The sequence below is a fragment of the Streptomyces sp. Tek67B01 genome, from assembly GCF_055231995.1.
In genome coordinates this window covers 4667102-4693389 of sequence record NZ_JBUYUY010000001.1, presented here as the reverse complement: position 1 = coordinate 4693389, position 26288 = coordinate 4667102, and the positions used below count along the sequence as shown (strand labels likewise).

General features: G+C 73.2%; 20 protein-coding genes. 13 read left to right on the top strand and 7 right to left on the bottom strand.

Features of this window, described 5'->3' with window-relative positions; genetic code table 11:
- Positions 1-62: 62 nt before the first annotated feature.
- Complete coding sequence (pepN, locus tag ACV7NM_RS21080) at positions 63-2660, top strand: aminopeptidase N (RefSeq protein WP_463411721.1); 2598 nt, start codon at positions 63-65, stop codon at positions 2658-2660.
- Between the two features lie 154 nt (positions 2661-2814).
- On the opposite strand, the gene ACV7NM_RS21075 is transcribed toward pepN, so the two are convergent.
- From ACV7NM_RS21075 to ACV7NM_RS21065, 3 genes are read right to left on the bottom strand one after another with little or no spacing between them, the layout of a single operon-like run.
- Positions 2815-3732, bottom strand: a complete 918-nt coding sequence (locus tag ACV7NM_RS21075; protein ID WP_463411720.1) for a LysR family transcriptional regulator — start codon at positions 3730-3732, stop codon at positions 2815-2817.
- A 10-nt stretch (positions 3733-3742) separates the two neighbouring features.
- On the bottom strand, positions 3743-4693 hold the full coding sequence (locus ACV7NM_RS21070) for a DMT family transporter (protein WP_463411719.1): 951 nt from the start codon (positions 4691-4693) through the stop codon (positions 3743-3745).
- 41 nt (positions 4694-4734) lie between these two features.
- Positions 4735-5688, bottom strand: a complete 954-nt coding sequence (locus ACV7NM_RS21065) for an EamA family transporter (protein ID WP_463411718.1) — start codon at positions 5686-5688, stop codon at positions 4735-4737.
- A 140-nt stretch (positions 5689-5828) separates the two neighbouring features.
- Between ACV7NM_RS21065 and ACV7NM_RS21060 the strand changes: the two genes are divergently transcribed.
- Positions 5829-6326, top strand: a complete 498-nt coding sequence (locus ACV7NM_RS21060) for a MarR family winged helix-turn-helix transcriptional regulator (protein WP_463411717.1) — start codon at positions 5829-5831, stop codon at positions 6324-6326.
- 170 nt (positions 6327-6496) lie between these two features.
- Here ACV7NM_RS21060 and ACV7NM_RS21055 read toward each other — a convergent pair whose 3' ends face one another.
- The 4 genes from ACV7NM_RS21055 to ACV7NM_RS21040 form a co-directional block, all read right to left on the bottom strand.
- Positions 6497-6736, bottom strand: coding sequence for a hypothetical protein (locus tag ACV7NM_RS21055; protein WP_463411716.1), 240 nt, complete (start codon positions 6734-6736; stop codon positions 6497-6499).
- 20 nt (positions 6737-6756) lie between these two features.
- Positions 6757-8793, bottom strand: a complete 2037-nt coding sequence (gene malQ, locus ACV7NM_RS21050; protein WP_463411715.1) for a 4-alpha-glucanotransferase — start codon at positions 8791-8793, stop codon at positions 6757-6759.
- Positions 8794-8823: 30 nt separating this feature from the next.
- Positions 8824-9051 (bottom strand): hypothetical protein, encoded by a 228-nt coding sequence (locus ACV7NM_RS21045; RefSeq protein ID WP_463411714.1) that lies wholly within the window; start codon positions 9049-9051, stop codon positions 8824-8826.
- A 981-nt stretch (positions 9052-10032) separates the two neighbouring features.
- The gene (locus ACV7NM_RS21040) at positions 10033-10569 is read right to left on the bottom strand and encodes an HNH endonuclease (RefSeq protein ID WP_136216423.1); all 537 of its coding nucleotides are present in this window, start codon (positions 10567-10569) and stop codon (positions 10033-10035) included.
- A 260-nt stretch (positions 10570-10829) separates the two neighbouring features.
- Between ACV7NM_RS21040 and ACV7NM_RS21035 the strand changes: the two genes are divergently transcribed.
- The 11 genes from ACV7NM_RS21035 to ACV7NM_RS20985 all read left to right on the top strand — a co-directional run bounded on the left by ACV7NM_RS21035 (position 10830) and on the right by ACV7NM_RS20985 (position 25841).
- Positions 10830-11900 carry a mechanosensitive ion channel family protein gene (locus ACV7NM_RS21035; protein ID WP_463411713.1) on the top strand — a complete coding sequence of 357 codons (1071 nt, stop codon included), beginning with the start codon at positions 10830-10832 and terminating at the stop codon, positions 11898-11900.
- Positions 11901-12020: 120 nt separating this feature from the next.
- Positions 12021-13304, top strand: coding sequence for an ROK family transcriptional regulator (locus tag ACV7NM_RS21030; protein ID WP_463411712.1), 1284 nt, complete (start codon positions 12021-12023; stop codon positions 13302-13304).
- 108 nt (positions 13305-13412) lie between these two features.
- Entirely contained in the window at positions 13413-14747 is a 1335-nt protein-coding gene (locus ACV7NM_RS21025; RefSeq protein ID WP_463411711.1) for an ABC transporter substrate-binding protein, read from the top strand.
- Positions 14748-14752: 5 nt separating this feature from the next.
- Positions 14753-15697 (top strand): carbohydrate ABC transporter permease, encoded by a 945-nt coding sequence (locus ACV7NM_RS21020; RefSeq protein WP_463411710.1) that lies wholly within the window; start codon positions 14753-14755, stop codon positions 15695-15697.
- 7 nt (positions 15698-15704) lie between these two features.
- Positions 15705-16616 carry a carbohydrate ABC transporter permease gene (locus ACV7NM_RS21015; protein ID WP_463414017.1) on the top strand — a complete coding sequence of 304 codons (912 nt, stop codon included), beginning with the start codon at positions 15705-15707 and terminating at the stop codon, positions 16614-16616.
- Positions 16617-16621: 5 nt separating this feature from the next.
- Positions 16622-17902, top strand: coding sequence for a 6-phospho-beta-glucosidase (locus ACV7NM_RS21010; RefSeq protein WP_463414016.1), 1281 nt, complete (start codon positions 16622-16624; stop codon positions 17900-17902).
- Positions 17893-19011 (top strand): N-acetylglucosamine kinase, encoded by a 1119-nt coding sequence (locus tag ACV7NM_RS21005; RefSeq protein ID WP_463411709.1) that lies wholly within the window; start codon positions 17893-17895, stop codon positions 19009-19011. The genes ACV7NM_RS21010 and ACV7NM_RS21005 overlap by 10 nt, the downstream gene beginning before the upstream one ends.
- 240 nt (positions 19012-19251) lie before the next feature.
- Positions 19252-20661 (top strand): hypothetical protein, encoded by a 1410-nt coding sequence (locus ACV7NM_RS21000; protein WP_463411708.1) that lies wholly within the window; start codon positions 19252-19254, stop codon positions 20659-20661.
- 137 nt (positions 20662-20798) lie between these two features.
- Positions 20799-21734: a glutamate ABC transporter substrate-binding protein gene (locus ACV7NM_RS20995; protein WP_463414015.1), complete on the top strand. Its 936-nt coding sequence runs from the start codon at positions 20799-20801 to the stop codon at positions 21732-21734.
- Between the two features lie 88 nt (positions 21735-21822).
- On the top strand, positions 21823-23148 hold the full coding sequence (locus tag ACV7NM_RS20990; protein WP_463414013.1) for a hypothetical protein: 1326 nt from the start codon (positions 21823-21825) through the stop codon (positions 23146-23148).
- Positions 23145-25841, top strand: a complete 2697-nt coding sequence (locus ACV7NM_RS20985; protein WP_463411707.1) for a serine/threonine-protein kinase — start codon at positions 23145-23147, stop codon at positions 25839-25841. The genes ACV7NM_RS20990 and ACV7NM_RS20985 overlap by 4 nt, the downstream gene beginning before the upstream one ends.
- Positions 25842-26288 lie beyond the last annotated feature (447 nt).

The following is a 26288-nucleotide window of genomic DNA, read 5'->3' as shown; positions in this document are numbered from 1 at the left end:
GCGGTGAGCCGGGGCGCGTGGAAGGATGGGGCGGCAACGTCACCATCAAAGGAGATGACCGCGTGCCAGGCACGAATCTCACCCGTGAAGAGGCTCAGCAGCGGGCGAAGCTGCTCACCGTCGACTCGTACGAGATCGAACTCGATCTCAGCGGTGCGCAGGAGGGCGGCACCTACAGGTCCGTGACCACCGTGCGCTTCGAGTCGGCCGAGGAGGGCGCCGGCACCTTCGTCGACCTCGTCGCGCCGTCCGTTCACGAGGTCGTCCTGAACGGCAAGGCCCTCGACGTGGCCGCGGTCTTCCGCGATTCCCGGATCGCGCTGGAGCAGCTGGCGGGGGGCGCCAACGAGCTCCGCGTCGTCGCGGACTGCGCGTACACCAACACCGGCGAGGGCCTGCACCGGTTCGTCGACCCCGTCGACCAGCAGGCCTACCTGTACACCCAGTTCGAGGTGCCGGACGCGCGGCGGGTGTTCGCCAACTTCGAGCAGCCCGACCTGAAGGCCACCTTCCGGTTCACCGTGACGGCTCCCGAGGGCTGGACGGTCATCTCGAACTCCCCGCGGCACGTGCCGGAAGGGGCGCGGCCCGAGGACGTCAAGGACAACGTCTGGCGCTTCGAGCCGACCCCGCGGATCTCGACGTACATCACGGCGCTGATCGCCGGCCCGTACCACGCGGTGCACAGCTCCTACGAGGGCAAGGACGGCCAGTCCGTCCCGCTCGGCATCTACTGCCGGCCCTCGCTCGCCGAGTTCCTCGACGCGGACGCGATCTTCGAGGTGACGCGGCAGGGCTTCGACTGGTTCCAGGAGAAGTTCGCGTACGACTACCCGTTCGCCAAGTACGACCAGCTCTTCGTGCCGGAGTTCAACGCGGGCGCGATGGAGAACGCGGGCGCGGTCACCATCCGTGACCAGTACGTCTTCCGCTCGAAGGTGACGGACGCGGCGTACGAGGTGCGCGCCGAGACGATCCTGCACGAGCTGGCGCACATGTGGTTCGGCGACCTGGTCACCATGGAGTGGTGGAACGACCTGTGGCTGAACGAGTCGTTCGCCACCTACACCTCGATCGCCTGCCAGGCCTACGCCGAGGGCTCGAAGTGGCCGCACGCCTGGACCACCTTCGCCAACTCGATGAAGACCTGGGCGTACCGGCAGGACCAGCTGCCGTCCACGCACCCGATCATGGCGGACATCCGTGACCTGGACGACGTCCTGGTCAACTTCGACGGGATCACGTACGCCAAGGGCGCCTCGGTGCTCAAGCAGCTCGTCGCCTACGTCGGCATGGACGCCTTCTTCAAGGGCGTGCAGGCGTACTTCAAGGCGCACGCCTTCGGGAACACGCGCCTGTCCGACCTGCTGGGCGCCCTGGAGGAGACCTCGGGTCGTGACCTGACCGCCTGGTCGAAGGCGTGGCTGGAGACGGCCGGCATCAACGTCCTGCGCCCGGAGATCGAGACGGACACCCAGGGCGTGATCACGGCCTTCGCCGTCCGCCAGGAGGCCCCGGCCCTGCCGGCGGGCGCCAAGGGCGAGCCCGTCCTGCGTCCGCACCGCATCGCGGTCGGCCTGTACGACCTGGTCGACGGCAAGCTGGTGCGCACGGACCGGATCGAGCTGGACATCGACGGCGGTCTGACGGAGGTGCCCGAGTTGGTGGGGCGCGCCCGTCCGACCGTGGTGCTGCTGAACGACGACGACCTGTCGTACGCCAAGGTCCGCCTGGACGAGGTCTCGCTGGCGAACGTCACCGCGCACCTGGGCGACTTCACCGAGTCGCTGCCGCGCGCGCTGTGCTGGGCGTCGGCGTGGGACATGACGCGCGACGGCGAACTGGCGACCCGCGACTACCTCTCCCTCGTCCTGTCGGGCATCGGCAAGGAGTCGGACATCGGCGTCGTGCAGTCGCTGCACCGCCAGGTGAAGCTGGCGGTCGACCTGTACGCCGACCCGGCGTGGCGCGAGCAGGGCCTGGCCACCTGGACCGAGGCGACGCTGGAGCACCTGCGGGCGGCGACGCCGGGCAGCGACCACCAGCTGGCGTGGGCGCGGGCCTTCGCGGCGACGGCCCGGACCGAGGAGCAGCTGACCTACCTGTCGGCGCTGCTCGACGGCTCGGCGCAGGTCGAGGGCCTGGTCGTGGACACCGAGCTGCGGTGGGCGTTCCTGGAGCGCCTGGTGGCGACCGGCGTGACCGGCGAGGACGCCATCGCGGCCGAGCTGGAGCGGGACGCCACGGCGGCGGGCGAGCGCCACGCGGCCACCGCCCGGGCGGCGCGCCCGACGGCGGAGGCCAAGGCTGAGGCGTGGGCCTCGGTCGTGGGCTCCGGGGACCTGCCGAACGCGGTGCAGGAGGCGGTGATCGGCGGCTTCGTCCAGATGGATCAGCGTGAGCTGCTGGCGCCGTACACCGAGAAGTACTTCGCGGTGGTCAAGGAGGTCTGGGACACCCGGAGCCACGAGATCGCGCAGCAGATCGCGGTGGGGCTGTACCCGTCCCTCCAGGTCTCGCGCGAGACCCTGGACGCGACGGACGCCTGGCTGGCCTCGGCCGAGCCGAACGCGGGTCTGCGCCGTCTGGTCTCCGAGGCGCGCGCGGGTGTCGAGCGTGCCCTCAAGGCCCAGGCCGCGGACGCGAACGCCGCGTCCTGAGCCCGTGTGCCCCGGCCCGCCCCCGGCGGCCGGGGCACACCCCTGTCCGGCACACCCCTGTCCGGCACACCCCTGTCCGGCACACCCCTGTCCGGGCACGGCCCGCCCCGGGCGCCACGGCGGCCGGAGACGCTGCGCTCGGCCGTCTCGGTGCCTACGCGGAGGGGGCAGCGGTGCGCTGGTTCGCCGCGTCGCACAGGGCCGCCAGGACGGGGGCCAGCGCGGGGGCCGACTCGGCGCCGCTGCGGGTCGCGGCGATGACGTGCCGGGCCGGGCGGTCGTGGGCCAGGACGCGGACCGCGATGCCGGAGGCCCGTTCCGTCACCATGCGCGGTACGAGGGCCACCCCCATGCCCGCTTCGACCATGGCCAGGATCGCGCTCCAGCCGGACGCCGAGTGCGCCTGCTCCGGCACGAACCCGGCCGCCTCGCACGCGGAGCGGGTGATCTCCGACCAGGGGCCGCTGCCGCCGTAGATCCACCGGTCCCCCGACAGGTCGGCCAGCCGCAGGTCCGGGGCGGCCGCGAGGGGATGGTCGGGCGGGAGCGCCACGTCCAGCGGGTCCTCCAGCAGCGTGACCCGGGTGAAGCGGGGGTCGCGGGCGGTCGGGGCGTGGGCCGCGAGGGAGAGGGCGAGGTCGACGACCCCGGCGGAGAGCAGCTCGTAGGACTCGGCGGCCTCGGTCTCCCGCACCCGTACCTCCACCCCGGGCCGCGTCCGTCGCAGGGCCGCGACGGCCGGCACCACCAGGGCGGGCACGGCGGTGGAGAAGGCACCGATTCGTACCTCGCCCACCTCCCCCGACAGGTACCCGGCCAATTCGGCGTCGGCCCGTTCCAGTTGGGCGAAGACGGCCTCGGCGTGCCGCAGGACCAGGTGGGCGGCGTCCGTGAGCCGTACCCGCCGGCCCTGGGCCTCCAGCAGCGGCACCCCCAGCTGCCGGCCCAGGTTGGTCAGCTGCTGCGAGACGGCCGAGGGCGTCATGTGCAGGGCTCCGGCCGTCGCGGTCACGGTTCCCCGGTCGGCCAGGGTCCGCAGGATGCGCAGCTTCTTGATGTCCCACTCGGTCATGGGACCGAACCTACCGGCGGGCACTCCCCAGCCCCACGCCCACGAGGATCAGCGCCATGCACAGCAACTGCGTCGGACCGGTCCGCTCGCCCAGCAGCAGCAGGCCGAGACCGGCGACGCAGACCGGCTGGAGGTAGTAGACGATGCCGGCGCGGGCGGCGCCGATGAGGGAGATGGCCCTGTTCCAGGCGAAGAAGGCGACGGCGGAGGACATCACGCCGACGTAGAGCAGCATGCCGCCGGTGCCGGGGGTGAGCCGGAAGCCGCCCTGGACGGTGACGGACACGGCATAGGCGGGCGCCAGCATCAGGGCGCCGAGCACGAAGGTGGTGAGCAGGAAGGCCAGGCCGCCCAGCTCGGCGGGCTTGCGCTTGAGCAGGGCGCTGTAGGTGGCGAAGGAGAGGGCGGCGGCGAACATCCACAGGTCGCCGGCGGTGAAGTCGAAGCCGAGCGAGCCGTTCCCGACCAGGAGCAGTACCCCGAAGGCGGCGAGCAGCATGCCGAGGACGCGGCGGACGCCGAGCCGTTCGCCGCCGAGGCGGGCGTAGAGCGCCATGATGATCGGCGAGGCCGCCATGATCATGCCCATGTTGGAGGCCGAGGTGGTCAGGCCCGCCTGGTGCACGAGGGTGTTGTAGAGGGTGACGCCGAAGAGGGTGGCCAGGGCGATGTAGCGCAGGTGGCGCCGGATCAGGGCCCGCTGCTGCCAGGCCTGGCGGGCGGCGAGGGGGGCGACGGCGACGGACGCGATGACCCAGCGCCAGAAGACGGCCTGGACGGGCGGTACGGTCTCGGCCATTCCCCGGGTGGCGACGAAGCTGCCGGACCAGACGACCGTCGCGACCAGGGCCAGGAGCACACCGAGTCCGGCGGCCCCCTTCTTCCCGGGCCCGGTGGGCTGCCGGGCGCCGGCGGGCTGCTCGGCGTGTGAAGCGGTCGGTGTGCGGTCCAGGACTGCCACTGGGTGTCTCCCCCTCGGGATTCGGTCGATGGTTCGTGAGGCTACGGTCGCACCGGCTCAGCCGTCAGGTCCATCGAAATGTTTCGATCGGTCTTTTCAGCAGAAGTGAACGGTTCGGGGGTGCCGACCGCTCGGGCGGCGGCTCGGGCGGCGAACAGCTGACCCGCGACGGTGGCCCCGAACGCGATCGCCATGCCCACGAGCTGGACCGGGGAGAGCGCCTGCCCGAGGACCGCCCAGCCGATGACGGCCGCGGTGAGCGGGGAGAGCGGGCCGAGCAGCGTGACGGAGGTGGCGGAGAGCTTGCCGATGCCGCGGAACCAGAGCCAGTAGGCGGTGCCGGTGTTGATGAGCATCATGTAGCCGTAGCCGAGGAAGGCCTTGCCGTCGAGCGCGGGCGGGGCGCCTTCGACGAGGGCGGCGATCGGGATGATGATCAGTCCGCCGGCGGTGAGCTGCCAGCCGGTCATGGCCAGCGGTCCGACGCCGTCCGGGCGTCCCCAACGCTTGGTCATCACGGTGCCCGCACCCATGGAGGCGGAGGAGACCACACCGGCGATGATGCCGACGAGGTCGAGTTGGGCGGCGGCGGTGAGGACCACCATGCTGACGCCCAACGCGCCGGCGACCGCGGCCAGTACGGTGCGCAGGCTCGCCCGCTCGCCCAGGACCAGGGCGGCGAGCCCGACGACGAACAGGGGGCCGGCGCTGCCGAGGACGGCCGCGACGCCGCCGGGCAGCCGGTAGGCGGCGAGGAAGAGGAGCGGGAAGAAGGCTCCGATGTTGAGGGCTCCCAGGACGGCGGACTTCCACCACCACTCGCCCTTGGGGAGCCGGCGGGACATGGCGGTGAGCAACAGCCCGGCGGGCAGGGCCCGCATGACGCCGGTGAACAGCGGCCGGTCGGGTGGCAGCAGTTCGGTGGCGACGGCGTAGGTGGAGCCCCAGGAGATGGGGGCCAGGGCGGTCAGGGCGACGGTGGTGAGGCGGTTCACGACGACTCCTCGGGACGGACGGCGATGAGGGGTGGCGGCCCCGCAGCCAATTTAGGTTGCTTGTAAGTAGCTTAGCACTAAGCTACTTTTCGTCAAGCAACTTTTGGTGATCCAACAAGTGGAGGCCGGATACTGTGCTCATGACCGAGGCCAACAAGGACGCCGTCGACGCGATCACCGACCAGTGGCACGCGGTGCGACCCGACCTGGACACCGTCCCGATGGCCGTGTTCGGCCGTATCAACCGGATCGCCCGGGCCGTCAGCGAAGAGATGGAACGGACCTACAACCGCTACGGGGTCTCCCTCGGCGAGTTCGACGTGGTGGCCACGCTCCGCCGCTCCGGAGCCCCCTACACCCTTTCGCCGCGCCAACTGTCGGCCACGCTGATGCTCACCAGCGGCGGCATGACGGGGCGGCTGGACAAGCTGGAGAAGGCCGGGTTGCTCTGCCGCAACCCCGACCCCAACGACCGGCGCGGGCTCCAGGTGACGATCACCGAGCGGGGTCTGGGGCTCATCGACGAGGCCGTCGCCGCGGGCCTGGAGGTACAGCGCGCCGCGCTCTCGGGGCTGGACGGCGACGAAGTGGCGGCGCTCAGCGGGCTGCTGCGCAAGCTCATGGCCGGCGCCCCCTGAGTCCGCCCGCCGGCGCCGGGCACGACGGGGCGCCGGGGGTCCGGTGCGCACCGACCGTGTCGGTGTGCGGACCCCCGGCGCCCCGGAAGTTCTATGGGACCGCCCCCGCGGGGGCGGTCGGTTCAGTCGACCTCACGCGTTGACCGCAGGCGTCGACCGAGGCGGCCGGATCAGCCGGTCGGACGCTGCTTGCGCGACTTGTCGGTGACGACCACCAGACCGGCGATGATCAGGAACAGGGCGATCGGCAGGGCCACGTACAGGCCGATGGTCTCGCCGATGCTCAGGCCCGGGCCCGGGTCGTCGCCGTCGTCGCGGATCGCCGCGAGGGCGGGAGACGTCATCAGCAGCATCATCAGCGTCGTTCCGGCCGTGACGGCGCCGGCGCGCAGAGCGTTCTTCTTGTCCACGGTGCAAACGTAGCGAACACCTAAAGGGGGCGCGCGCCCGGGGGTGCCGTACGGGTGCGCGCGCCCTCCCGCACGGCGCTCAGCAGGGCGTTCGCGCGGGGTGAGGCCATCAAAGCCTCCAACGTCACCGGCCGGCCCGCCGCGTCCGCGACGGGAAGCCGCCAGTTGGGGTACTGGTCCCAGGTGCCCGGCAGGTTCTGCGGCCTCCGGTCCCCCACCGCGTCGGGCAGCCACACGCCGACCAGTCGGGCGGGCGTGCGCAGCAGGAAGGCGTACAGGCCCCGTACGGCGGCCTCCTCACCCTTCGCCTCCAGACCCAGCCGGTCGAGCACGGCCAGCCATTCGGCGGTGTCGGCGGCGTCCTCGGCCCGCTCCGTGTCCACCGGCCGGGTCAGCAGCCCGAGCCGGTCGCGCAGTTCGACGTGACTGCCGGCCAGCTTGGCGGCAGTGGGCGGCAGGTCGTGGGTGGTGACGGTGGCCAGGCAGTCCGCCCTCCACCGCGCCGGTTCCAGCGGTTGTCCCCCGCCCTGCCAGTCGCGCTCGAACCACAGCACGGACGTACCGAGCACCCCGCGCCGGGCGAGCGCCCGGCGCACGCCGTGCTCGACCGTGCCGAGGTCCTCGCCGATGACCAGGGCCCCGGCCCGGTGGGCCTCCAGGACCAGCACGGCCAGCATCGCCTCCCCGTCGTAGGAGACGTACGTCCCCTCGGCGGGCGTGCTGTCCCCCGGAATCCACCAGAGCCGGAACAGGCCCATCACGTGGTCGATCCGCAGCGCGCCCGCGTACCGGAACACCCCGCGCAGCAGGGCCCGGAAGGGGGCGTAGCCGCGGGCGGCGAGCACGTCCGGGCGCCAGGGGGGCAGGCCCCAGTCCTGGCCGCGCGCGTTGAAGGCGTCCGGCGGGGCGCCCACGGTGGCCGCCGCGGCGTGCGTGTCCGGCGCGGCCCAGACGTCCGCGCCTTGCGGGTGCACGCCGACGGCGAGGTCGTGCACCAGGCCCACCGTCATACCGGCGTCCTTGGCGGCGCGCTGGGCGGCGGTCAGCTGAGCGTCGGTCAGCCAGGTCAGCCAGCGGTGGAACTCGGCGGCCCGGGCCGTCTCCGGCGCGTCCGCGGCGTCCTCGGGCCAGGTCGCGGGCTCGGTCCCGTACCGCTCGGTCAGCGCGAACCAGGTGGCGTGCCGGTCCAGCTCGGCGCCGCCCGCCTCCCGGAACGCGCGGAACGCGGCGTCGCGGGCGGGCTCGCGCGCCACCGCGTACAGCAGTTCCAGGGCGGCGCGCTTGAGCTCCCACACCGCGTCCCGGTCGATGAGGGCGCCCTTCTCCAGGACCGCGCGGCGCAGCTCACCGGCCCGGGCGGTCAGCGCGGCCAATGCCTCCCGGTCGGGGCAGAGGGCGTACTCGGGGACGTCCTCGACGCGCAGGTAGACCGGGTCGGGGAAGCGGCGGGAGGACGGCCGGTAGGGGGAGGGGTCGGTCGGGTCGCCGGGAACGGCCGCGTGCAGCGGGTTGACCTGGAGGAACCCGGCGCCGTGCGTACGGCCCGCCCAGTCGGCGAGGTCCGCCAGGTCCCCGAGGTCGCCCATGCCCCAGGAGCGTTCGGAGAGCAGGGAGTACAGCTGGACGAGGAGGCCGTGGGTGCGGTCGGGCGCGGCCGGGGCCCGGTCGGGGGCCAGGATCAGGGTCGCGGTGGCGGTGCGGCCGTCGGGGGTTTCGGCCGTCAGGCGGTGTACGCCCGGCGGCAGTCCGGGCCCCCAGGGCAGTTCGCCGCCCTCCTCCAGGGCGACGCGCAGACCGGTGCCGGGCGGTAGGCCGTCCAGCGCGTCCGGGGTCGCACCCGCCCAACTGACGAGGACGGGCGGCAGCAGCCGGTCCGCCGAGGCCCGCTCCGCCTCCGCCAGCGCGCCCCGTACGGCCTCCGGGTCCCCGGCGGCCACTCCCAACCGGTCGAGCACGGCGACGACGGTGGCCTCCGGCACCCGCAGATCGACGTCCTCGGCGGGCTGGTAGGAGGTGGCGACGCCGTGCAGGGCCGCGAGCCGGTCGAGGTCGTCCATGTGAGTCCCTGTCTGATCGCTGGGTCGGGGTCAGTCGCCCGCGCGGGTGGGCACGGTGGGCTCGCTCGTCAGCGCCGTCTCGTGGGTGAGCGGGGGTTCGCTGGTCAGTGGTGCGTACGCGGCGCAGGCGAGCGGGGGTTCGCTGGTGAGGGGTGTACCGGGCACGTCCGCCGGGCCGCTCTGGGCGCCCAGGTGGCGGAGGGGGGCTCGGGTGGTCGAGGCGTGGACGGTGGGGGTGCCGACGGGTCGGGCTTTCATGGAAGCACTCCTTCGCGCGGGTTCGTGGGACCGATGTAACACGCCCGGCGAACACCGCAGCACTACCCCGTGGGGCGCCCGGCATTCCTGGCGTATCCGCGCAAGATCACCCGCAGGCGCCGGCGCCCCGGCCCCGGGGAGCCGGATCCGGTGGATGCGCAGGGGCGGGGGCGACTCGGGGCGCGAGGGGTCCGTGCAGCTCAGGGGCGGGAAGCCGGTCGCCCCGGCGACGGTCGTATGCGTCGGGGCGCTGCTCGGGGGGCTAGACCGTCGCCGGCCCGCCGGGGGCCGGTCGGGGCGGCCCGCGCCGGACGGGTCCCGGACCACCGCTACGACGCGCCCCGACCCGCCGTCGAGGAGCCGCGCGTGGGGGCGTGGCCGGTGGGCGACGACCCGGACCCGGCGCGCGGTGTGCCGTTGGGGCGCGGCCGAACCGATCGCGCCGGGCGGACGCGGACCCGTACGCCGTCGACGTGGTGCGCGTCGGGTCGCGCGAAGCGGGCGTGACCACCCCGAACGACCGGGCGCCGGGAGCCCGGTCGACCGGAGGCGGCGGCCGGCATCCGGCGGGGCACGCCGGACGGCTCGGACGAGGGTGCCCCCGGCGCCCTGCGGGACCGCCCCGACCGCGAGCCGGGCGGCACCCGCCGGGCCCGTCTTCCGCCTGCATCGGCCACAGGCGCGGCCACGCCGGACGAGCGGGCGCGCCGAAGGGCCGGAACGTCACCGGTCGGCCCGCCGTGAGCGGGTGGCCCCGGCCGGCAGGTCATCGGCGTCGGCCGAGCCCGGCGCCCCGCGACAGCCCCGACGCGTCGGGACCCGTGCCCGCACCACGACCGGGCCCGCGCGCTCGGGAGTACCGGACACGCGCCTGCGTACCGGACACGCGCCGCAGGACGGGCGGGCCGTCGCGCACGCGGCTGCCGGTCGGCGACGGCCTACGCCGTCACACCCCGACCGGGCCGGGACCGTACCGGTCGCCTATGACGCCGCCACCCCGATCCGGTCCAGCGCGGCCTCCGCCCCGTACGGCTCCAGGTACGGCATCCAGCGGGGGTCGCGGTGGCCCGTTCCGATGATGCGCCAGGCCAGGCCCGAAGGCGGGGCCGGCTGGTGGCGCAGCCGCCACCCGAGTTCCAGCAGGTGCCGGTCGGCCTTGACGTGGTTGCACCGCCGGCAGGCGGCGACCACGTTGTCCCAGGCGTGCTGGCCGCCCCGGCTGCGCGGGACGACGTGGTCGACGCTCGTCGCGACCGCCCCGCAATACATGCAGCGGCCGCCGTCACGGGCGAAGAGCGCGCGGCGGGTGAGTGGAACGGGCCCCCGGTAGGGGACCCGCACGAAGCGCTTGAGCCTGACCACGCTGGGCGCGGGGACGGCTCTGGTCGCGCTGTGCAGAAAGGCGCCGGATTCCTCCAGGGAGACCGCTTTGTTCTCCAGGACGAGGACGAGCGCGCGGCGGAGCGGTACGACGCCGAGGGGCTCGTACGACGCGTTGAGGACCAGGACGTGCGGCACGGACTGCCTCCTTGTACGCCGGCGGCGCGTGGCTCGCGCCGGGACGATCTGCTCTCCAGTCTCCCCTTACGGCTGGTCGAAGCGCCACCACGCGCTCGTAACGGGTCGGAGGTGTTTTCCACCACACCCGCTTCGTCCCCACGTGAGCCCGGTCTCTCCCCCCGACGCGGCACCGGGGTCGGGGCGGCTCCACCGTTAGTGTGGTTGGGTCGCCCGTATTTCCCTTTCGGGCGGACCGCTATGCCTGGAGGTTCCCCGCCGTGCCCTCGCCCGCCACCCTGCTACCGACGGCAGCGACAACCGACGACGCGACCCAGAGCGTGACGAACGCCGCGGACTTCATCGAGAAGAACTGGGCCGATTGGCTGGCGATGGGCCTGCGGATCCTGCTGATCCTGGTCATCGCCTTCGCCATGCGCTCCGTCATCCGCAAGTCGCTGACCAAGCTGATCAGTCGGATGAACCGGGGCGCGGAGGCCGTCGAGGGGACGGCGTTGGGCGGGCTGCTCGTCAACGCGGAGCGGCGACGCCAGCGCTCGGAGGCGATCGGTTCGGTGCTGCGCTCGGTGGCCTCGTTCCTGATTCTCGGCACGGCCGTGCTGATGGTGCTCTCCCAGCTCCGGATAGACCTCGCGCCACTGCTGGCGAGCGCCGGTGTGGCCGGTGTGGCGATCGGTTTCGGTGCCCGCAACCTGGTGACGGACTTCCTGTCCGGCGTCTTCATGATCCTTGAGGACCAGTACGGCGTCGGCGACAAGATCGACGCCGGCGTGGCCTCGGGCGAGGTCGTCGAGGTCGGACTGCGCGTGACGAAGCTGCGCGGGGACAACGGCGAGATCTGGTACGTGCGCAACGGCGAGATCAAGCGCATCGGCAACCTCAGCCAGGGCTGGGCCACGGCGGCCGTCGCCATCCAGGTCAAGCCGACGGAGAACCTCTCGCGCCTGCGTGAGGTGGTCCAGCAGGTCGCCGACGCCATGGCGAAGGAGTCGCCCTGGGACGAGCGGCTGTGGGGCCCGGTGGAAGTGCTGGGCCTGGACGAGGTGCTGCTGGCCTCGATGACGGTGAAGGTGTCGGCGAAGACGATGCCCGGCAAGCAGTTCGCCGTGGAGCGGGAACTGCGCTGGCGGATCAAGGAGGCCTTCGACGCCGCGGACATCGGCATCATCGGCGGTCTGCCGGCCGCCGATGACGCCGAGGAGACCGCCGCCGACCCGGCGGCCGCCGTCGCGCCGCCTTCGGTGCTCGCCAACCCCTCCTCGGTCCAGTCCCTGGCCACCAGCCCGATCCCGCCCCAGACCACGCAGGGGAACCCCCGCATCACCAAGTAGCCCCCGGCCCCGCCCGCTGCCCCGCAGGTCCCAACCTGCGGGGCAGCGGCATTGACACGACTCGGAGAGCAATAGGAAACTTACCTAACAGTTCGCTTCGGTGAGGGAGAGACCAGCCCCATGCCCGCCGCCACCCCCGGAACGCCCAGCCTGCTGCGCGCCATGAACGACCGCGCCGCGCTGGAGCTCCTGCTGACGCACGGACCGCTGTCCCGGACCCGGATCGGGCACCTGACCGGCCTGTCCAAGCCCACCGCCTCCCAACTCCTGGCCCGGCTGGAGGCCTGCGGACTGGTCGTCGCCACCGGCACCGACGGCGGCCGGCCCGGCCCCAACGCCCAGCTCTACGCCCTCAACACGCGCGCCGCCCACGTGGCCGGACTCGACGTGACCCCCGAACGGGTCGCCGCGGCCGTCGCCGACCTCACCGGTCAGGTGGTCGGCAGCTTCGAACTCCCCTACGCGGAGGGCAGCGACGCCGTCCGGCAGGTCACCGAGGCGCTCGACGAGGCGGTCAAGGCGGCAGGACTGGGGCATGCGGACGTACACCGGCTGGTCATCGCCACGCCGGGCGCCTTCGACCCGCAGACCGGCCGGCTGCGCTACGCCGGCCACCTGCCCGGCTGGCACTCCCCCACGCTCCTCGACGAGCTGGCGGCGGCGCTGCCGATACCGGTCGAGTACGAGAACGACGTGAACCTCGCCGCGATCGCCGAACAGCGGCTCGGCGCGGCCCGCGGCCACGAGGACTTCGTCCTGCTGTGGAACGAGGAGGGGTTGGGCGCCGCGCTGGTGCTGGGTGGCCGGCTGCACCGGGGCTGGACCGGCGGCGCGGGTGAGGTCGGCTTCCTGCCCGTGCCCGGCCACCCCCTCGTCCGGCAGGTCACCCGCGCCAACACCGGCGGTTACCAGGAGCTGGCGGGGGTGCAGGTGCTGCCCCGCCTCGCCCGGGAGTCGGGGATCGAGGACCCGGACGGGACCGGCACCGCGGACGGGACCGACGCCGGGGACGGGCTCCGGGGCCCGGACGGGGCCGGGGCCGCCGGGGCCGGGGCCGCCGGCCCGCAGGTCGCCGCCGGGGTCGCGCTGCTGGAGCGGGCCGCCGCCCGGCCCGAGGGCGCGTACCTGCGCTTCCTCCAGTCGTACGCCACCGTCCTCGCCACCGGTCTGGCCTCCCTGGTCGCCGTACTCGACCCCGAGATCGTGGTGCTGTCCGGGGCCGCGATCGGCGCGGGCGGCGAGCCGCTGCGCGTGCTGCTGGAGTCCGAACTGGCCGAACTGGCGCCTTCCCGGCCCCGCTTGGTCCCCGGTGAGGTCCGCGAACGGCCCGTCCTGCGCGGCGCGCTGGAGAGCGCCCTGATCACCACCCGCGAAGAGGTCTTCGACACCTCCCGCCGACGCTGACCCCCCGGGCCCGAACCCACACCCCCCACCTCCCCACACGCGCCCACGCCCCCGCACCGTCCACGGCACCCCCCACGGAAGTTCCTCACCCAGAGAGCGAGCCCCGCCATGCCCAGATCCGGACGAACGACCACCGCCCTCGCCCTCCTCGCGGCCACGGCCGCCCTCGCCACCGCGTGTACGGGCCAAAGCGGCGCCTCCGCCGACGACGACCCGAAGGCGCCCGTCACGCTCACCTTCTGGCACGGCTGGTCCGCGCCCGGAGAGGTCAAGGCGATCGAGGAGAACATCACCCGGTTCGAGAAGGCCCACCCGAACATCACGGTCCGGGTCACCGCCAACATGACCGACGACAAGATCAACCAGGCGCTGCGCACCGGCGGCGACAAGGCGCCCGACGTCGTCTCCTCCTTCACCACCGACAGCGTCGGCAAGTTCTGCAACTCCGGCGCCTTCGCGGACCTCAATCCCTTCTTGAAGAAGTCCGGCGTCGACAAGGCGAAGGTGTTCCCCAGGACGCTGCTGGAGTACACGCAGTTCGACGGCGACCAGTGCACCCTGCCGCTGCTGAGCGACGCGTACGGCCTCGTCTACAACAAGACCGCCTTCGCGGAGGCCGGGATCACCGAACCGCCCAAGACGTGGAGCCAGTTCACCGAAGACGCCCAGAAGCTCACGGTGGCGCGCGGTGACACGTACGACCGGCTCGGGGTGATGCCCACCTTCCACGGCTACGAGACGAAACCGACCCGGCTGGCCGCCCAGTGGGGCGGGACCTACTTCGACGCCCAGGGCAAGTCGAACCTGGCGAAGGACCCGGCCTTCGCGGACATGCTGGCCGCGCAGAAGGACCTCGTCGGAAAGCTCGGCGGCTACGAGAAGCTGGAGAAGTACCGCACCACCTTCGGCGACGAGTGGAGCGCCGAGCATCCCTTCCACACCGGCAAGGTCGCCATGCAGATCGACGGCGAATGGCGGCCCGCGATGGCCAAGGAGGCCGGTGTCGCGTTCGAGATCGGCACCGCCCCGCTGCCCGTGCCGGACGGGCAGGTGGCCGACTACGGCAAGGGCTACGTCTCCGGCACGATCATGGGCATCTCCTCGGCGAGCCGCAAGCAGAACGCCGCCTGGGAGCTGGTGAAGTACATGACCACCGACACCGAAGCGGTGGTGGCCTTCGCCAACGCCATCCACAACGTCCCCTCCACGCTGGAGGCGCTGATATCGCCGCGGCTCCAGGTCACCCCGGAGTTCCGGACGTTCATCGACATCGCCCGGCACCCGAAGTCCGCCACCACCCCGGCCCAGGCGGACGGCGGCACCTACCAGCTGACCTTCGAGGATTTCGCGTACGGGGTCGAGAAGGGCGACGTGGCCGACATACCGGCCGGGCTCGCCCGTACCGACCGGCAGATCGACACCGACATCGCGAAGGCCGAGTAGCCGCGATGGCCGCCCCGTACACCGCGCGGGCGAAGCGGCGCCGTTCGGCGCTGCGCACCGTCGCCTTCATGTCGCCCTGGCTGATCGGGTTCGCGCTCTTCTTCGCCTACCCGCTGCTGTCCACCGTGTACTTCTCCTTCACCAGGTACGACGGCTTCCGTCCGCCCGTCTTCAACGGCCTGCACAACTGGACCTACCTGTTCACCGACTATCCGTTGTTCTGGCCGGCGATGCGCAACACGCTGTGGCTGGTCGTGGTGATGGTCGGCTGCCGGGTCGTCTTCGGTCTGGGCACCGGGCTGCTCATCACGAGGATCAAGACGGCGCCCGGCCTCTTCCGGACACTCTTCTACCTGCCCTACCTGGCCCCTCCGGTGGCCGCGACGCTGGCGTTCGTCTTCCTCCTCAATCCGGGCACGGGCCCGGTCGGGGTCCTGCTGGAGGGCATGGGGCTGCGCTCGCCCGGCTGGTTCACGGACGCCGACTGGTCCAAGCCGGCGCTGACCGTGCTCGCGGTGTGGGGGGTGGGCGATCTGATGGTCATCTTCATGGCCGCGCTGCTGGACGTACCGAAGGAGCAGTACGAGGCCGCCGAGCTGGACGGGGCCGGGGCGTGGGCGCGGCTGCGGCACATCACCCTCCCGAACATCTCCCCGATCATCTTGTTCGCGGTGGTCACCGGGGTCATCCAGGCCATGCAGTACTACACGCAGCCCCTGGTGGCCGGGAAGGTGGCGGCCGGGGTGATCGGCGGCTCGGGCGAGCAGTTCGAGCCCGGCTATCCGGACAAGTCCACGCTGACCCTGCCGCAGGTCGTCTACAACCTGGGCTTCCAGCGCTTCGACTACGGCACCGCGTGCGCGGTCGCCCTCGTCCTCTTCGCCCTCTCCATGGCCTTCACCGCGTTGCTGATGCGGCGCCGTGGCGGACTGATCGGATCAGGTGACTGACATGGCCGTGACCACGAGGCCGTCGGGCGCCCCCACCGCACCGGCCGCGCGCCCGCCGGCGGATTCCGGCACGGGCCCGGCGCGCCGGCGCGGGCGCAGGGCCCTGCTGCACTGGGTGGCCGTGCACAGCCTGGGGGTGGCCGCCGGCCTGTTCTTCGTCATGCCCTTCGTCTTCCTCTTCCTGACCTCCCTGATGGACGACCGGCAGGCCCTGACCCGCGACCTGTGGCCGCACGCCTGGCAGTGGGGCAACTACGCCAGGGTGTGGCACACCCCCGGCTTCCTGACCTGGTGGCGCAACACGCTGCTGTACGCCGGACTCGGCACACTGCTGACCGTGGTCTCCTCGGTGCCCGTCGCCTACGCGCTCGCCACGTTCCGCTTCCGCGGGCGACGGCTGTCGCTGCTCCTGGTGATCGCGATGATGATGCTGCCGCCGCAGGTCGTGGTCATCCCCATGTACCTGTTCTGGGCCAAGCAGCTGGACCTGTCCGGCACGCTGTGGCCGCTGATCGTCCCCATGGCGTTCGGCGACGCGTTCTCCATCTTCCTGCTCCGCCAGTTCCTCCTGACGATCCCCCGCGAGTACCTGGACGCGGCCCGCGTCGACGGCTGCGGCGAAGTCCGCACCCTGCTGCGGGTCGTCCTGCCGATGGCCAGGCCCGGGATCGCCGCCGTCGCGCTGTTCCAGTTCTTCTACGCCTGGAACGACTACTTCGGCCCGCAGATCTACGCCTCCGACAATCCGGGCGCCTGGACGCTCAGTTACGGGCTGGAGTCCTTCAAGGGGGCGCACCACACCAACTGGAACCTGACCATGGCGGCGACCGTGCTGGTCATGGCGCCCGTGATCGTCCTCTTCTTCTTCGCCCAGAAGGCGTTCGTCGAGGGAGTCACCCTGACCGGAGTGAAAGGCTAGCGATGATGAAACTCGCAGTGGTGGGCGGCGGTTCCACCTACACCCCAGAGCTGATCGACGGCTTCGCGCGGCTGCGCGACACCCTGCCCGTCAGCGAACTGGTGCTGATCGATCCGGCCGCCGAGCGGCTGGAGCTGGTCGGCGGCCTGGCCCGGCGGATCTTCGCCAAGCAGGACCACTCCGGCAAGATCACCACCACCGCCGACCTGGACGCGGGCGTCGCGGGCGCCGACGCGGTCCTCCTCCAGCTGCGGGTCGGCGGACAGGCGGCCCGGCTCCAGGACGAGACGTGGCCGCTGGAGTGCGGCTGCGTCGGCCAGGAGACCACCGGGGCGGGTGGGCTCGCCAAGGCCCTGCGCACGGTCCCGGTCGTCCTGGACATCGCCGAACGGGTCCGACGGGTGAGCCCCGACGCCTGGATCATCGACTTCACCAACCCCGTCGGGATCGTCACCCGGGCCCTGCTGGCGGCCGGGCACAAGGCGGTAGGGCTGTGCAACGTCGCCATCGGCCTCCAGCGGAAGTTCGCGGCCCTGCTGGACGTGGGCCCGTCCGAGATCCACCTCGACCACGTGGGGCTCAACCACCTGACGTGGGAGCTGGGCGTGCGCGAGGGCGGCCCCGACGGGGAAGACCTGCTGCCCGGGCTGCTCGCCGCGCACGGCGGGACCGTCGCCGACGACCTCAGGCTGCCGCGGGCGGTGCTGGACCGGCTCGGCGTGGTGCCGTCGTACTACCTGCGCTACTTCTACGCGCACGACGAGGTGGTGCGGGAACTCGGCGCGAAACCCTCGCGGGCCGCCGAAGTCGCCGCCATGGAGCGCGAACTGCTCGCCCTGTACGCGGACCCCGAACTGGACGAGAAGCCCGCCCTGCTGGGCAAGCGGGGCGGGGCCTTCTACTCGGAGGCGGCCGTGGACCTGGCGGCGGCCCTGCTGGGCGACGGCTCCGGCGCCTCCCCCGTCCAGGTGGTCAACACCCGCAACGCCGGGACGCTGCCGTTCCTCCCCGACGACGCCGTCATCGAGGTGCAGGCCCGCGTCCGGGACACCGACGGCGCGGGCCCGGTGCCACTGGCCGCGCCCCGGCTGGACCCCCTCTACGCCGGGCTGATCTCGCACGTGAGCGCGTACGAGGAACTCGCCCTGGACGCCGCGCTGCGCGGCGGCCGCGAGCGGGTGTTCCGGGCGCTGCTGGCGCACCCGCTGGTCGGGCAGTTCGATCTCGCCGAGGGGCTGACGGACCGGCTGCTCGCGCACAACAAGGAGCACCTGGCATGGGCCTGAACCGGGGCGCCGAGGCGCGCGCCTCGCTGTCCCTCGACGCCGCGCTCCCGGACGCCGCGCTCCCGGACGCCGCGCTCCGGGAGGCCGCGCTCCCCGCCGTGCCGGCCGCCGGCCCGTTCCCCGCCGCCGTGCTGGCCGTCGACGCCGGCAACAGCAAGACGGACGCGGCGTTGATCGGCACGGACGGCACGGTGCTCGGCACCGGCCGGTCCGGGGGTTTCCAGCCGCCGCGGAGCGGGGTCGAGGCCGCCGTGGACGTACTCGGGCGGGCCGTCGCCGAGGCGGCCGAGGCCGCAGGGCTGCCCGGGCCGCTCCCCGGCGGTCCGTACGCGGCGCACGTGTCGGCCTGCCTGGCCAACGCCGACCTGCCGGTGGAGGAACGGCGGCTCGCGGACGCGATCGGAGCCCGCGGCTGGGGCGGGACGTCCGAGGTGCGCAACGACACCTTCGCCGTCCTGCGGGCCGGGCTGGCGGACACCGGGACCCCGTACGGCGTCGCCGTGGTGTGCGGGGCCGGGATCAACTGCGTGGGGGTGGCTCCCGACGGCCGGACCGCTCGGTTCCCGGCGCTCGGGCGGATCTCCGGCGACTGGGGCGGCGGTTCGGGCCTGGCCGGGGAGGCCCTGTGGTGGGCGGCCCGGGCCGAGGACGGACGGGGCGGCCCGACGGAGCTGGCGTCGGCGGTGCCGGGTCACTTCGGGTTCGCCTCGATGGCCGCCCTGATCGAGGCCCTGCACCTGGGCACGGTGGCGTACGAGCGCACGCACGAGCTGGTGCCGGTGCTCTTCGCGGTGGCCGAGGCCGGCGATCCGGTGGCATCGGCGATCGTGGAGCGGCAGGCCGGGGAGGTGGTGGCCATGGCGTCGGTGGCGCTGCGGCGGCTCGGGCTGCTGGGCGAGGACGTGCCCGTCCTGTTGGGCGGCGGGGTGCTCGCCGCCGGGCACGCGCGGCTGAACGGGGCGATCGGGGCGGGGCTGGCCGAAGTGGCACCGCGGGCACGGGTGTCGGTGGTGGCGGCCCCACCGGTGCTGGGCGCGGGGCTGGCGGGACTGGACGCGGTGGGTGCGTCGCCCGAGGCGTACGGCAAACTCCGTGCCCATTTCGGGTGAACCTGCCCGCGGGGGCGGCCGGTCCGGAACCGTGGCGGCAGTGCGGACGTATTGACGGTGAAGGGGAGACGGGAGCGGCCGCGGCGCCGGACCGGGGGAAGGTTCGTCCAAGATCCGGTACCGGGTGCTGTGGTTGACCCCGGATGCGGCCATACTGCTGCGACGGGCACTCCCCCGGTGACAGCCGGGGGCGTCCCCACCCGGCAGCCGGGGGAAGTCACGACCGAGGGGGAGGTCACGGTGGCCATCACATCACGCGCGCCCGCGCATGGCGGCGGTGTCTCCACGACGCCGTCCGCCGGACCGCCCGCGCCCGAACCCGCCCCGCCCGGGCGGGGCACCGCGTGGGCCGAGGGCGTCGAGCGGCTGCGCGCCGCCGCGACCACCGAACCGGGCCGGCTGCGCATCATCGGGGCGGTCCTCGCGGCCTTGGTTCTGCTGTTCGGCACGGCGGCGGTGTGGGAGGTCTCCGACCGGGTGACCGCCGCCGAGGACGTGGTGGACCACAGCCAGCCGCTGAGCGCCGACGCGGCGAGCATCTACCGTTCCCTCGCGGACGCCGACACGGCCTCCTCCAGCGGTTTCCTCGCGGGTGCCCAGGAGCCGCGCGAGGTCCGCGAGCGGTACGAGAAGGACATCGCCAACGCGTCCCGTCTGCTGGTGAACGCGGCCGCCAACACCAACGCCGGCGGTGACTCCCGCAAGGAGATAGCGCTCCTCGGGCAACAGTTGCCGCGCTACACGGGCCTGATCGAACAGGCGCGGGCCACCAACCGACAGGGCCTGCCGCTCGGCGGCGCGTACCTGCGCTACGCCAACGAGCAGATGAGCACCGTGCTGTTGCCGGCCGCCCAGCGGCTCTACGAGGCGGAGACCGGACGGCTCTACCAGGACTACGACGACGCCCGATCCTGGCCGCCGGCCGCGACGGTCACCGGTCTGCTGGCCCTCGGCGCCCTGGTGTGGGCGCAGCGGCGCAACTACCTTCGGACCAACCGCGTCTTCAACCACGGTCTCGTCGCGGCGACGACCGCCGCGGTGGTCGTGCTGCTGTGGCTGACCGTCGGGCAGACGCTGGCGCGTTCGGACCTGAGTGAGGCCCGCTCGGGCGGGCAGGAGTCACTGAAGGTGCTGAACGACGCTCGGATCGCCTCGCTCCAGGCGCGGGCCGGGGAGAACCTGACGCTGATCGCGCGCGGCGCCGTACTGGCCGAGGACAAGACGTCCGACAAGTACGACGTGGAGTTCACGAAGAACATGAAGGAGCTGGACGCGGGACTGGCGACGGCGCTGCGGCTGGCCGATGACAGCAGTGGCCGCCGGCCCGTCCAGCAGGCCATCGCGGGCGTGGCGCAGTGGAAGCAGCGGCACGCGGCGGCCCGGGAGACCGACATGCGCGGCGACTACGAGCTGGCGCTGCCGCAGGTCATCGGCGACAAGGACCACAAGGACAGCAGCGGGGCCTCGTTCGACACGGTGGACGCGTCACTGGAGCAGGCCGTGACCCACGAGCAGAAGCAGTTCACTCAGGCGGCCCGGGGCGGACTCGGGGCGCTGGGCGGTCTGGTGACGGGCTCGGCGGCCCTGGCGGTCGTCGGCGCGGCGGCGGCACTGCTCGGCATCGGTCGCAGGCTTTCGGAGTACAGGTGAGATCGATGCGGATAGGCGCGGGACGGGACCAGGGGTACGGCTCCGACGGGAACCCGGACGCCGGGGCCGGGCGGGCGGGAGACGCCGGGGCGCGGCGGGCCGCGGGCCGGCTGCGCGGCTGGGGCGGTGTCGCCGCGATGGCGGCGGCCTGCGCGCTCACCGCGACGGCCGTGCTGCTGCCGTTGGCCCAGGCGGCGCCGGACAGCGTCCGACCCGGTGCGATCCGCCCGCCCGCCACGATGGCGCTGGCCCCGGCGGCCCCGGCCGACACCTGTCAGGACCCGGAGGCCAGTCTGCGCCCCTCCGGCGTGGACGGACCGACCGTCGAACGCATCCGCAAGGCCGGCAAGCTCGTCGCGGGCGTGGACCAGAACAGCTTCAAGTGGGGGTACCGCAAGCCGGACGGTCACCTCGACGGTTTCGACATCGCGCTCGTCAAGGCCATCGCGAAGGACATCCTGGGCGATGAGAACGCCGTCATCTACCGGGCCATCCCGACCAGTCAGCGCATCCCCGCGCTCAAGGAGAACCGCGTCGACATCGTGGTGCGGGCCATGACGATCAACTGCGAGCGGCTGGAGGACGTCGCCTTCTCGACGGCGTACTTCGAGGCCGGCCAGCAGGTACTGGCCCCCAAGGGTTCCCCGATCACCGGGTACGACGCGTCGCTGAGCGGCCGCAGGATCTGCACGGCCACCGGTTCCACCGCGGAGGCGGCCCTCAAGGCCCAGCCGTACGGTGCGGTCCCCGTCTCCGTGGCCAACCAGCTGGACTGCCTGGTCCGGCTCCAGTTGGGCGAGGTCGACGGCATCATCACCGACAACGCCCTCGCGGCGGGCCAAGCTGCACAGGACCCGTCCGTGCAGTTGGTCGGTTCGCCGTTCACCCGGGAGTTCTACGGGGTCGCGATGAACAAGGACGCGAGCGATCTGGTGCGCCGCGTCAACAAGGTGCTGGAGGACTACCGCGCGGGCGGCAACGACAGCCCCTGGATGCAGGCCTACCGCACCCACCTGGCGGCCGTACTGCCGAACGTCACCGCACCGCCCGCGCCCAAGTACCGGGACGGCTGAGGCCGTGGCGGCATCGGCGTCGGGATCGGCATCAGGGTCCGGATCGGGATCCGGACCGTACGTGAGCGGGGAGATCGGGGAGAGCCGTATGGGCCGTCCGCGGACGGGATCGGCAGTGATGGACCGGGACGAGGTCGACCGCGCGCTGGCCCGCCTGGGCGCGGAGCACGAGGCCGTGGAGACCTCCCTGCTCGCGCTCCAGGACCACGCCGGGCGGCGGCTGCTGGAGGGCGCCGGACTGACCGGGGTCACCAAGGAACGGTGGACGGCGACCGACGCCGCGATCACCCGGCTCTGGACGTACTTCGACGCCTACAGCGGCGCGCTGACCGCCGCCCGGCAGATCCGTGAGCGTCGGCGCTGGCCGAGCCGCGAGGACCTCGTCGAGCTGACCGACCGGCTGCGCGGGCCCGGAGTGGTGATCGCCGGCGCCGGCGCGGAGGGCGCCGGGCTCGCGGAGCGGTTCTCGCTCGCGGAGCTGGTGGTGCGGATGAACGAGCTGTACGCGAGCTCCCTGGACGTGGTGGTCGCCGCGGACGCGGTCTGGTCGGCGCTTCCCGCGCGGATCGACCTGCTCGCCGCCGAGTTGCACCGGACGCGTTCGCTGGCGCGCTCGGTGGGCGTCCGTCCCGGGGAACACCCTTCCGGGGACGACCTGGAGGACATCACCGCCGAGCTGGCGCAGTTGCGTGAGCAGGTGATCGCGGACCCGCTGGCGTTCTGGGTGTCGGTGGCGGGGAGTTCCGCCCCGGGCGGCGGCCGGCCGGACACCACCCGCTACGACCGGGCGGCGCGCGCCCTGGACGACGTACGACGCGAGATCGAGGCGGTCCTCGCGGTACGGCAGGACGCCGAACAGCGGCTGATCGGCGTGCGGGACGTGCTCTCGCGGGCCGACCGGACCCTCGCGGAGGCTCGGACGGCCCGCGTCGAGGTGCTGGCGAAGATCGCCGCTTCGGAGGTCCCGGCGGTCAGCGGACCGCCGACGGCGTTGCAGGAACAGCTCGCGGCGGCGGCCGAGTACCGCCGTCAGGCCCAGTGGCACCGGCTGTCCCCGCTGCTGGACTCCCTGGAGGACCGGGCCGAGGACGAACTGCGGCGCGCCCGGGAGTCGTTGACAGCGGTGACGGCGCCGCTCGCGGTACGGGCGGAGCTGCGCGGGCGGCTCGACGCGTACAGGGCGAAGGTAGCCCGGCACGGCATGGCGGAGGACCCGCTGTTGATGGAGCGCTACGACACGGCCCGGCGGATGCTGTGGAGCGCGCCCTGCGATCTGCGGGCCGCCGAGCAGGCCGTACTGCGCTACCAGTGGGCGGCGGCCGAGTCGCCGGCGCCACAGACGAATTCACAGCCACAGTCGCAGTCGCGCGAGACGTCCCCCGCCGCGGACGGGGCGGAGAGGGAAGACGGATGAGCCTGATCGGAACCGCGTGCGTGCGCCCCGGCTGTCCGGGGGCGTACGAGGACATGGGGGGCGGCGAGGTCTACTGCGACACCTGCGGGCTGGCGCCGATCGGGGCCGTCTCCGCCGGCGCCGAGGAACTGGTGTCACCGCCCACGGGCATGACCAGCGCCGCGCGGCACGGTGACTCCCGGGGCTCGGGGCGATCTTCGTCGTCGGCCCGCTCCTCCCGTTCCTCCCGCTCGTCCTCGTCACGGCGCTCGGTGTCCGGGCGGCTGTCGCGTTCCCTGCCGGGTGCGGCCTCCAGCCGGTCGGTGTCGGTCCGCAGTTCGGGCTCGGCCGGCTCGACCTCGGGACGCGGGCGACTGGGCGCGGGACTGGTCAGGGTGCCGCAGGTGCCGCGTCCGGACCCTTCGGCGGCGGTGCTGGAGAACCCGGAGGTCCCCGAGCGAAAGCGGTTCTGCTCCCGCTCGGACTGCGGGGCGCCCGTGGGTCGGGCGCGGGGCGACCGGCCGGGCAGGACGGAAGGGTTCTGCACCAAGTGCGGGCACCCGTACTCCTTCGTGCCCAAGCTGAACCCGGGCGACGTGGTGCGCGGCCAGTACGAGGTGGCGGGCTGCCTCGCGCACGGCGGCCTCGGCTGGGTGTACCTGGCCGTGGACAAGGCGGTCTCCGACCGGTGGGTGGTGCTCAAGGGTCTGCTGGACACCGGCGACCAGGACGCGATGGAGGCGGCGATCTCCGAGCGGCGCTTCCTCGCGGAGATCGAGCACTCCAACATCGTGCGGATCTACAACTTCGTGGAGCACCTGGACCAGCGGACGGGTTCGCTGGACGGGTACATCGTCATGGAGTACGTCGGCGGCAAGTCGCTCAAGGAGATCGCCAACGAACGGCGCCGGCCGGACGGACGACGAGACCCGCTGCCGGTGGAGCAGGCGTGTGCGTACGGCATCGAGGCGCTGGAGGCGCTCGGCCACCTGCACAGCAGGAACCTCCTGTACTGCGACTTCAAGGTCGACAACGCGATCCAGCAGCAGGACCAGCTGAAGCTGATCGACATGGGCGCGGTGCGGCGGATGGACGACGAGGAGTCGGCCATCTACGGCACGGTGGGCTACCAGGCGCCGGAGGTCGCGGAGTTGGGGCCCTCGGTGGCGTCGGACCTGTACACGGTGGCGCGCACGCTGGCGGTGCTGACCTTCGACTTCCAGGGCTACACGAACGTATTCGTGGATTCGCTGCCGGAGCCGGAACACATCGAGGTGTTCAGGCGGTACGAGTCGTTCTACCGGTTGTTGGTCCGGGCGACGGACCCCGATCCGGGGCGCAGGTTCGCGTCCGCGCAGGAGATGGCGGACCAGCTGACGGGTGTGCTGCGGGAGGTCGTGGCGCTCCAGACGGGCCGGCCGCATCCCCAGTTGTCGACGCTGTTCGGACCGGAGCTTCGGGTGCCGGACACCCGGTTGTACGCGGACGAGCCGGGGACCGAGGTGTCCGGGCTGGGCGTGCGCGTCCATGCCGGGACGGGATGGCCCCGACTGCCCGGCCGGATCGGGCCGGGCGGTCGGCGCGCGGTCACGCCGGCCGGGGTCACGGCGAGCGGTCTCACGGCGAGCGGTGTCGGAGCGAGCGGTCTCACGGCGAGCGGTGTCGGAGCGAGCGGCATCCGGGCCGGCGGCATCGCGGCAGTGGTCCCGGCGCCCAGACGGGGCGCGGTGGTGACCGGGGCCGCCCCCGCGCCGCCGGTCGTACCTCGGGAGCGGACCGGCGGGAGCGGCCTCGCGGCGCTGGACGCCAGGGACACGGCGCTGGCGCTGCCGGTTCCGCTGGTGGACGCGGCCGACCCCAACGCCGGATTCCTGGCCGGACTGCTGACCGCAGCCCCCGCCGAACTCCTGGGGGCGCTGGGGTCGACCCCGTCGGACTCCGCCGAACTGCGGCTGCGGGAGCTGCGGGCCCGACTGGAGCTCGGCGAACTCGCCGTGGCCGGGCGGGCGCTGAGCGAGCTGGAGATCCGCCACCCCGACGACTGGCGGGTGGTGTGGGCGCGCGGCATCGCCTCCCTGGCCACCGGGGACGACGAGGTGGCAGCCCTGTCCTTCGACGCCGTGTACGACGCCTTCCCGGGCGAGCCGGCGCCGAAGCTGGCGCTGGGCCTGTGCGCGGAGATCCTGGGGCAGTTGGACAACGCCGCCGAGTACTACCGGCTCGTCTGGATCACCGACCCCGGCTTCGTGAGCGCCGCGTTCGGGCTCGCCCGGGTGCAACTGGCCGCCGGCGAACGGGATGCGGCGGTGCTGACGCTGGAGTCGGTGCCGGAGGTGTCGATCCACTACACCGCCGCCCGGGTGGCGGCAGTACGGGCACGCCTGCGCGACCGGTCCCCGGAGGAGCCCCTGCTGCCCGACCTGATGGCGGCTGCCGCCCAGGTGGAGGCACTGGGGCGCTTCGGCCTGGACTCGGTGCGGCGGGAACGGCTGTCGGTGGAGGTTCTGGGCTCGGCCCTGGACTGGGTACTGTCGGGTAGCCGGGGTGCCGACCCCGGTCGGACCTCGCTGCTCGGCAGTCAACTGGACGAGCGGGGGCTGCGCTTCGGCCTGGAGCGCTCGTACCGCGTCCTCGCTCGGCTGGCGCAGCGGGGCGAGGAGAGGATCGAACTGGTGGAGCGGGCAAACCGTTTCCGTCCCCGGACGTGGGTGTGATTGATGTCGATGCATCGGCTGTCGGGCTGCCCCAGCTGCGCGGAGCCCCTGGAAGAGGGTGACCGTTTCTGCGGAGTCTGCGGCTACGCGGTCTCCGCCGCCCGCGACGACTCGGCCGCGCCGGCCCCCGCCGCGCCCGGCCCGGACCGGGGCGGCCACCTCCGGGCCGAAACCCGGGACGGGGACGGCCCCGTCGGCGGTTACCCCACACCGACCGGCTCGGGCGGGGGTGCCCCGGCCGACCCCGACGGGAGGGCTTCGGGGCTCCCGCCCGGCCCCGGCGGGGGCGGCGGCCCGGGCGGGGGCGGCGGCCCGGGCGGGGGCGGCGGCCCCGGCGGGGGCGGCGGCCCCGGCGGGGGCGGCGGCCCGGGCGGCCAGAGGGCGACCGAACACGGCTCCGCCGGGGCCGACTCCGACGGGGGCGGCTACCCGGCGCCGGTCGGCTCG